Annotated in this window: 7 protein-coding genes and 2 tRNA genes; 7 read left to right on the top strand and 2 right to left on the bottom strand. The window is 59.7% G+C overall.

Going from position 1 to position 7447, the window contains the following annotated elements:
* Positions 1-102: 102 nt before the first annotated feature.
* Together NDI87_RS15280 and NDI87_RS15285 are read left to right on the top strand one after the other, a co-directional pair.
* Positions 103-178, top strand: a tRNA-Glu gene (locus tag NDI87_RS15280).
* Positions 179-267: 89 nt separating this feature from the next.
* Positions 268-344 (top strand) — tRNA-Asp (locus NDI87_RS15285).
* A gap of 60 nt (positions 345-404) precedes the next feature.
* Here NDI87_RS15285 and NDI87_RS15290 read toward each other — a convergent pair.
* Together NDI87_RS15290 and NDI87_RS15295 are read right to left on the bottom strand one after the other, a co-directional pair.
* Positions 405-1319 carry a DMT family transporter gene (locus tag NDI87_RS15290; RefSeq protein ID WP_296276305.1) on the bottom strand — a complete coding sequence of 305 codons (915 nt, stop codon included), beginning with the start codon at positions 1317-1319 and terminating at the stop codon, positions 405-407.
* Positions 1316-1810 carry a methylated-DNA--[protein]-cysteine S-methyltransferase gene (locus tag NDI87_RS15295; RefSeq protein ID WP_296276306.1) on the bottom strand — a complete coding sequence of 165 codons (495 nt, stop codon included), beginning with the start codon at positions 1808-1810 and terminating at the stop codon, positions 1316-1318. Before NDI87_RS15295 ends, NDI87_RS15290 begins: the two co-directional genes overlap by 4 nt.
* A gap of 137 nt (positions 1811-1947) precedes the next feature.
* Here NDI87_RS15295 and NDI87_RS15300 point away from each other — a divergent pair, with 137 nt between their 5' ends.
* The 5 genes from NDI87_RS15300 to NDI87_RS15320 all read left to right on the top strand — a co-directional run bounded on the left by NDI87_RS15300 (position 1948) and on the right by NDI87_RS15320 (position 7217).
* Entirely contained in the window at positions 1948-3330 is a 1383-nt protein-coding gene (locus NDI87_RS15300) for a phosphomannomutase/phosphoglucomutase (protein ID WP_296276308.1), read from the top strand.
* Positions 3327-4343, top strand: coding sequence for a lipopolysaccharide heptosyltransferase I (gene waaC, locus NDI87_RS15305; protein WP_296276309.1), 1017 nt, complete (start codon positions 3327-3329; stop codon positions 4341-4343). The genes NDI87_RS15300 and waaC overlap by 4 nt, the downstream gene beginning before the upstream one ends.
* The gene (locus tag NDI87_RS15310; RefSeq protein ID WP_296276310.1) at positions 4340-5638 is read left to right on the top strand and encodes a 3-deoxy-D-manno-octulosonic acid transferase; all 1299 of its coding nucleotides are present in this window, start codon (positions 4340-4342) and stop codon (positions 5636-5638) included. The genes waaC and NDI87_RS15310 overlap by 4 nt, the downstream gene beginning before the upstream one ends.
* 81 nt (positions 5639-5719) lie before the next feature.
* Positions 5720-6001 (top strand): helix-turn-helix transcriptional regulator, encoded by a 282-nt coding sequence (locus NDI87_RS15315; RefSeq protein WP_296276311.1) that lies wholly within the window; start codon positions 5720-5722, stop codon positions 5999-6001.
* Positions 5982-7217 (top strand): type II toxin-antitoxin system HipA family toxin, encoded by a 1236-nt coding sequence (locus tag NDI87_RS15320; RefSeq protein WP_296276312.1) that lies wholly within the window; start codon positions 5982-5984, stop codon positions 7215-7217. The genes NDI87_RS15315 and NDI87_RS15320 overlap by 20 nt, the downstream gene beginning before the upstream one ends.
* Positions 7218-7447: the final 230 nt, after the last annotated feature.

The raw sequence follows: 7447 nt of genomic DNA on the forward strand, positions 1-7447 counted from the left end.
AGCTCAGCTGGGAGAGCGCTTGCATGGCATGCAAGAGGTCAGCGGTTCGATCCCGCTTACCTCCACCAAAGTTTTCAAGAATGACGGAAGTCCAAAGGTTATGACCCCATCGTCTAGAGGCCTAGGACACTACCCTTTCACGGTAGGTACCGGGGTTCGAATCCCCGTGGGGTCGCCAGTTTATCGCTAGATAAATCGGCGCAAGTCGGTAACGGTTTGTCCGCAAGGACAGATGACTTGGCTCGCAAGAGTAAACGTTAGCTACCAGGAGTGGTAGTTCAGTTGGTTAGAATACCGGCCTGTCACGCCGGGGGTCGCGGGTTCGAGTCCCGTCCGCTCCGCCAGTTTAAAAGCCTTGCAATTCATTGAATTGCAAGGCTTTTTGCTTTGCAGTCAAGAAACAGTCAAACCGGTGAAGCGTGTTGAACAAAGCGTTTCAGCAACCCCATCGACAAGGCCGTGCCCAGCAAAATGACGGCACCACAGAACAGCATCCAAGCCGTGACCGATTCTCCCAAAAACACCATGCCGTAGAACACGGCAAAGACCGGAATCAAAAAAGTGACGGTCAGCGAGCCTGCAGCCCCCACCTTGTCAATCAGGCGGAAATACAGCACATAGGCCACTCCGGTGCACAACACGCCCACCGCCAGCAGTGCCAGCCAGGCAGTAGTGCTGGGCGTTTGGCTCGGCCACAGCCACAGGGTGGGCAACGCCAGGCCTAACGCGGCACCGATCTGGCTGCCGGTGGCAATTACCAGCGACGGCACGCCGCTTAAATAACGCTTGGTAAAACTGGCCGATATGCCGTAACACAGGCAGGCGCCCAGGCAGGCCAGCACCGCCCAGCCTGTCACCAGGCCAGAGGCATTGGGCTTGAAACTGGCCTTGCCCCAAGCCAGCATGGCGACACCGACAAAGCCAATCAGCAAGCCCAGTATCTTCATGCCGTGCGGCCGGTCTTTGAGCCAGAGCCAGGCGATCAGGGCGCCAAATAGCGGCACGGTCGCATTCAGCAGCGAAGACAAGCCGGTAGTGATCGACAGCAAGGCATAGGCATAAAGTGCAAAGGGGATGCCCGAATTGAGCATGCCGAGCACAAAGATTTTTTTCCAGTGCTTTGACAAGGCCCGCCACTGGCCACGCAGCAGCAGCAAGGGCAACAGGAACAGCGCGGCAATGGCGACACGCATGCCGGCAGTGGGAAGGGCGCCAAATTCGGCCGCGCCCAGACGCATGAACAAAAAAGAAGCGCCCCAAAGTGCCCCCAGCAGCACAAATTCAGGGAGCCAGGATTTTGTAGGGTGGGATGAATTCAAAGCGCTCTTTCAAGCTGTAGCAGTGCCACTTTCCGTTGCATGCCACCCGAATAACCGGTGAGCGCCCCATTGGCCCCGATCACCCGGTGGCAAGGCACCATGATGCTCAAGGGGTTGCGCCCGATGGCACCACCCACCGCGCGCACCGCCGAAGGTTTGCCGATCGCGGCACTGACGGTGCCATAACTACAGGTTTGTCCAAACGGGATGTCAAGCAGCGCCCGCCATACCGATTGTTGAAAAGGCGTGCCAGTGCTGAGGTCCAGGGGCAGCTCAAACTGGCGGCGCTGTCCGGCAAAATAATCGCCGAGTTGGCGAGTTGCTTGCTGTAGCAGGGCATGGTTTGGGTCGGGCGCCCAGTGGCTGGCATCCGGGCTGTCGTCATGCCCATCGAACCAGACGCCACACAAGCCTTGCGGGTTGGCTGCCAGGCGCACAAGTCCCAGCGGGCTGTCAAACGTGGTGGTCACAGTGTTAACAGATGTTTTCATGGTATTTAAAACTGGTTCAGAGCCTCGCATGATAAGCCCGGCACGACTTTCAGGCACGCATCATGGTCCCGCTGCGCACAGTGTGCCGCCTACAATTCAAGGCACGATTAACCCAATAACACCAACAGGGAAAAGCCATGCAATTGACCGCTTCCATTTTCAAGGCCTACGACATCCGCGGTGTCGTGCCCGACACCATCGACGCGTCAGTGGCCGAAGCCCTTGGCCGAGCCTTCGGCACGACAGCGCTGCGTGAAGGACAAACGGCGGTTGCCGTCGGGCGTGACGGTCGCCTGAGTGGCCCGAGCTTAAGCGCCGCCCTGATGCGCGGCCTGGCGGCAGCGGGTGTCGAAGTGATCGATATCGGCCTGGCGACCACCCCCATGCTTTACTTTGCCGCCAATACCCTGTGCGCCAGCGGCATTCAGGTTACCGGCAGCCACAACCCCAAGGACTACAACGGCTTCAAGATGGTGCTGGCGGGGCGCGCCATTTATGGCGACGAGATCCAAGCTTTGCGCCGCATGATGGAAGCGCAAACCTGGGAGCTGCGCGCCGGTGGCCAGGTTAGCAAGGTCGATGTGCTGGCCGCTTACCAGGCGCGCATTGTGGGCGACATCAAGCTGGCTCGCCCCATGAAGATCGTGGTGGACTGCGGCAACGGCATTGCGGGTGCGTCGGCCCCGGGCATCTTGCGCGCCATTGGCTGCGAGGTGACCGAGCTGTTCAGCGAGGTGGACGGCAATTTCCCCAACCACCATCCCGACCCGAGTAAGCCCGAGAACTTGCGTGATGTGATGGCAGCGCTCAAGAGTGGTGATGCCGAACTGGGCCTGGCTTTTGACGGCGACGGCGACCGGCTTGGCATCGTCACCAAAGAGGGCAACACCATTTACCCCGATCGCCAGATGATGTTGTTCGCCCGTGATGTCCTGCAGCGCGCGCCGGGTGGCACCATTGTGTTTGACGTGAAATGTTCGCAACGTCTGGCGCCTGCCATTGCGGTGGCTGGCGGCGTGCCGATGATGTTCAAGACCGGGCATTCGCTGATCAAGGCAAAAATGAAAGAAGTCGATTCGCCGCTGGGGGGCGAGATGAGCGGCCACATCTTCTTCAAGGAGCGTTGGTACGGCTTTGACGACGGCACTTACGCCGGCAGCCGTCTGCTGGAAATATTGAGCCAGTCGCCAGATGCCAACGCCATCTTGAATGCCTTGCCCAGCAGTTTTTCAACCCCCGAACTCAACGTGAAATGCGCCGAGGGCCAGGCGCAAACTCTGGTGACGCAACTGGTGTCACGGGTCGACTTTGCCGCACCGGCCACGCTCAACACCATCGACGGCCTGCGCGTCGATTGGCCCGATGGTTTCGGTTTGATTCGCGCGTCCAACACCACACCGGTGCTGGTGCTGCGTTTTGAGGGCCACACGCCCGAGGCCTTGACGCGCATCCAGTCCGACATGATGGCGCTGTTGCATCAGGTGCTGCCCGGTGCCGTCACCGATGAGGCGGTGCATTGAAGATACTGATCGTCAAGCTGTCATCGCTTGGCGACGTGGTGCACGCCATGCCGGCCGTGCAGGACATTTTGCGCGCGCTGCCAGAGGCAAAAATCGACTGGGTGGTGGAACGCGGCTTTGCGCCGCTGGTGCAACGCTGCCAGGGTGTCCACCGCATCATTGCCAGCGATTTGCGGCGCTGGCGCAAGACGCCTTTCAGCACAGACACGCGTCGCGCCTGGAGCGTGTTCAAGCTGGCTTTGCAGCAGGAACCATACGACGCGGTGATTGATTTGCAGGGCCTCACAAAATCTGCCTTGGTCTCCTGGCTGGCCCGTTTAAGCCCGGGCGGCCAGCGTTATGGCCTGGCCAATCAAACCGAAGGTTCCAGCTTTGAGGCCCCGGCGCGCTGGGTGGCGCATCGGGCCATCACTCTGCCAGCACACTGCCATGCTGTGACCCGTTCGCGCGACTTATGTGCCCGGGCCTTGCACTATCGCGTGCCTGATGAACTGGTTTTTGGTTTGCTGGCGCAGCAAGACCAAACAGCCGTCCAGGCACAGGCTCCTGAGTCGGGTCTGCATGGCGTGGTGGCGCTGGTGCATGGCACATCGCGCGCCGACAAGCAGTGGCCGCTGGCGCACTGGCGCGCGCTGGCGCAGCGCCTTGATGGCGCCGGGTTTGGCGTGGTCTTGCCACATGGCAGCCCGGCCGAGCTGCAAACTGCCCACGACATCGCCCAGGGCCTGGCGCATGCGCGGGTATGGCCGGTCCTGCCGCTGGACGCGTTCACCGACGCGCTGGCCACTTGCAGCGGCGTGATCGGCGTGGACAGCGGCCTGAGCCACATTGCGGTGGCACTGGACTTGCCCCATGTGCAGATTTACAACTTTGACACCGCCTGGCGCACCGGCCCAGTCGACGAATCTAAGGTTTCCCCACGCCAGTGCAGCGTGTTTGCCCAGCCCACGCCCTCGGTCGATGCGGTCTGGCAGGCCTGGCAGATTGTGTTGTCCAACTCGGTCCACGCATGACACGCTGGTTTTATTCCTGCTTGATGTGGCTGGCGCAACCGCTGCTCAAACGCAAATTGCTGCGCCGTAGTGTGATGGAACCGGGCTACGGGCAATGCATTGAAGAGCGCTTTGGCCGCTATGTCCAGCCGGTGTCCGCGCATGATGGCCCCACGGTCTGGCTTCATGCTGTGTCTCTGGGCGAGACGCGTGCCGTTGCGGTGCTGGTTACGGCGCTGCGCCAGCAGTTGCCACAGATGCGCCTGTTGCTCACCCACGGCACCGCGACCGGCCGCGCCGAAGGCCTGAAACTTCTGCAAGCCGGCGACCTGCAAGCCTGGCAGCCGTGGGACACGCCGGGTGCGGTGCAGCGTTTTTTGAAGCACTTCAAACCCGACCTTGGCATCCTGATGGAAACCGAGGTGTGGCCGAATCTTGTTGCTGCTTGCCAGCGTGGACGTGTGCCACTGGTGCTGGCCAATGCGCGCCTGAGCGACAAATCGCTGCGCCAGGCGCAGCGCCTGGCTTGGCTGGCACGCCCGGCGTTTGCCGCACTGACGGCCGTCTGGGCGCAAACCCCGCTGGATGCGCAGCGACTGCAATCTTTGGGTGCAAAAGTGCAGGGCGTGATGGGCAACCTCAAGTTTGATGCCGCGCCCAACGCCGATCAATTGGCGCTGGGGCAGCAGTGGCGCGCGCAAATGGCTCGGCCCGTGGTGATGTTCGCCAGCTCGCGCGAGGGCGAGGAGCTGGCGCTGCTGGAGATATTGGGGCATGCTCCCCGCGATGCAGCCAACGTGCAGTGGCTCATCGTGCCGCGCCACCCGCAGCGCTTTGATGCGGTGGCAGCCTTGATCGAATCACATGGGTTTACCGTACAGCGGCGCAGCAGTTGGGGGCCTGCTGGGCCGGGTGCCGTGGCAGCCGAAAAACCAGCGATCTGGCTCGGCGACTCGCTGGGCGAAATGGCGCTGTACTACGGCATGGCCGACGTGACCTTGCTGGGCGGCAGCTTTGAGCCGCTGGGGGGGCAGAACCTGATCGAAGCCGCCGCCTGTGGCTGCCCGGTAGTGATGGGGCCGCACACTTTTAATTTTGCCGAGGCAGCCGAGCAGGCGCTGGCGGCCGGTGCGGCGCTGCGGGTCGTGAACTTGAAACAGGCCCAGACTGCAGCCTGTGCGTTGTGCCTTGACCACAATCGGCTGGAAATTGCCCGTCAGGCAGCCCAACGCTTTGCACAATCCCATCAGGGTGCTGCCCAGCGGCTGGCGGATGCGCTGGTCCGCGAAATTTTTCACGAAACTTTGCGGAAATAGTGGAAACAGACCGATTCTTTATTATTTCAAATTTGTCTTGAAAGTTCGACAAATTTCGATTAAATAGCAATAATGTCTTCTATGAAGGACATTATTCGTTTACCCCAAGACCTTGGCAAAGCCGTCAAGAATGCTCGAAAAGAGCTGGGACTCAAGACCACTGATATTGCCAAGCACTGCGGGCGCAGTCGTGATGTGTTGCACCGTCTGGAGCGTGGCGACGACGTGACGGTGTCGTCGCTGATGGCCATCCTGGCAGCGATGGGCCTGGTGCTGCGCATTGAGCGCGCAGGTCTGCCCACTTTGCAAGAGATGACCGAACGTTTTGCTGACCTGGACGAGGATGAAGATGCTGCTGCCTGAAAAAATCAGGCTGCTCAACGTAGCGATTGGCAGCGCAGGAGGGGGGCAGTTGTTGCATCAAAGCAGATTTGAGTTTCGCTACCTGGATGCCAGCCTATCTCAACCCGCTGTGGGCCTCCTGATGCCGCCGTTAAAGCTGACCTACGAAGACAGCGCGCTGTTCCCGGTGATGGATCAAAACCTGCCCGAAGGCGATTTGTTCATGCGGCTCAGGCAAATGTTCCCCAAGCAGCCGCTGACAGCCATGCACCTGCTGGCGCTCGCGGGTGCCAATGGCATCGGTCGCCTCGGGTTTTCAATTCCGGGTGTTGCGCCTGCTCCTCACGCTCCTGCCATCACCAGGGCGCAGTTGCTGTCCACAGCGTTCACGCCTGAAGTTTTTGATGAGTTGGTCCGTGCCTATCTCAGCACGGGGGCTGGTGTGGCCGGCATGCAGCCCAAGATCATGGTGCCGGTGCGGGCAACCATCCCTATTCCTACGGTGATTGTGAAAGCGGCCTCGGTAGCCTATCCAGGCCTGGCTGCCAATGAATTTCTTTGTTTGAAGGCCGCAAGTGCTGCAGGTATTCAGACGCCCGGTTTTGATCTGTCTGACGATGGCCAGATGTTGCTGGTCGACCGGTTTGACATTGATGCCGACGGTGAACGGATTGGATTTGAAGACGTGGCCTCCATCATGGGCTTGCGGGTGCGTGACACGCTGTCAGATCGCAAGTATCACGGAAGCTACGAGCGGATTGCCGAGGCCTTGAAGATGCTGCGCTTGCCAGAAGCTGATTTGCAGCGATTTTTTGAGCAGGTCGCATTCACGGTCATGGTCTCCAACGGGGACGGCCACCTGAAGAATTTTGGCGTGCTGTATGGCGACGCGAACGATGTGCGCCTGGCCCCCATGTTTGACGTGGTCACCACCAGAATCTACCGATACGCGCGGCTTCAGGGCGGGGCGGACCTGGAAGACCAGACCTTGGCGCTTAAATTGTTCGCTGGCAAGGGCCAGACCCGGACTTACCCGCTGACCGAAGAACTGCTGAGATTTGGTCGGGACGTGTGTCGTGTGGCTGCTCCGCAAAGCGTGCTCGTGCGCATTGCTGATGCCATGTCAGACACCTTGGCCCAGGCGCGGCAAGACGACCGTATCCCGCCAAATATGCTGGCTGACATGGCCAGGTTGTGGGATAGCGGCATGGCCTACGGCAGGCCGATGCAGTCATGATGTTTTGATTTGAATCAAATTTATTCTCCAAATAAACGAATTCCATTTCCCGTTCCAGTCAAGGGGCTATATCATCGCGACTACATGAAAAAGTGTGAAGCCAATGTAAAGAACTGGCCTGAAAACTTTACAGCGGTGAACTGGCAACGCGCAAATGAAAGTTTGTCGTTTTAGTGAGAGTTGATATTCACTGAGATACCAGGTGGTTCTTTGTGTCCCAACTAACAAAC

The organism is Rhodoferax sp., from assembly GCF_023701345.1.
Taxonomy (GTDB): Bacteria; Pseudomonadota; Gammaproteobacteria; order Burkholderiales; family Burkholderiaceae_C; genus Rhodoferax.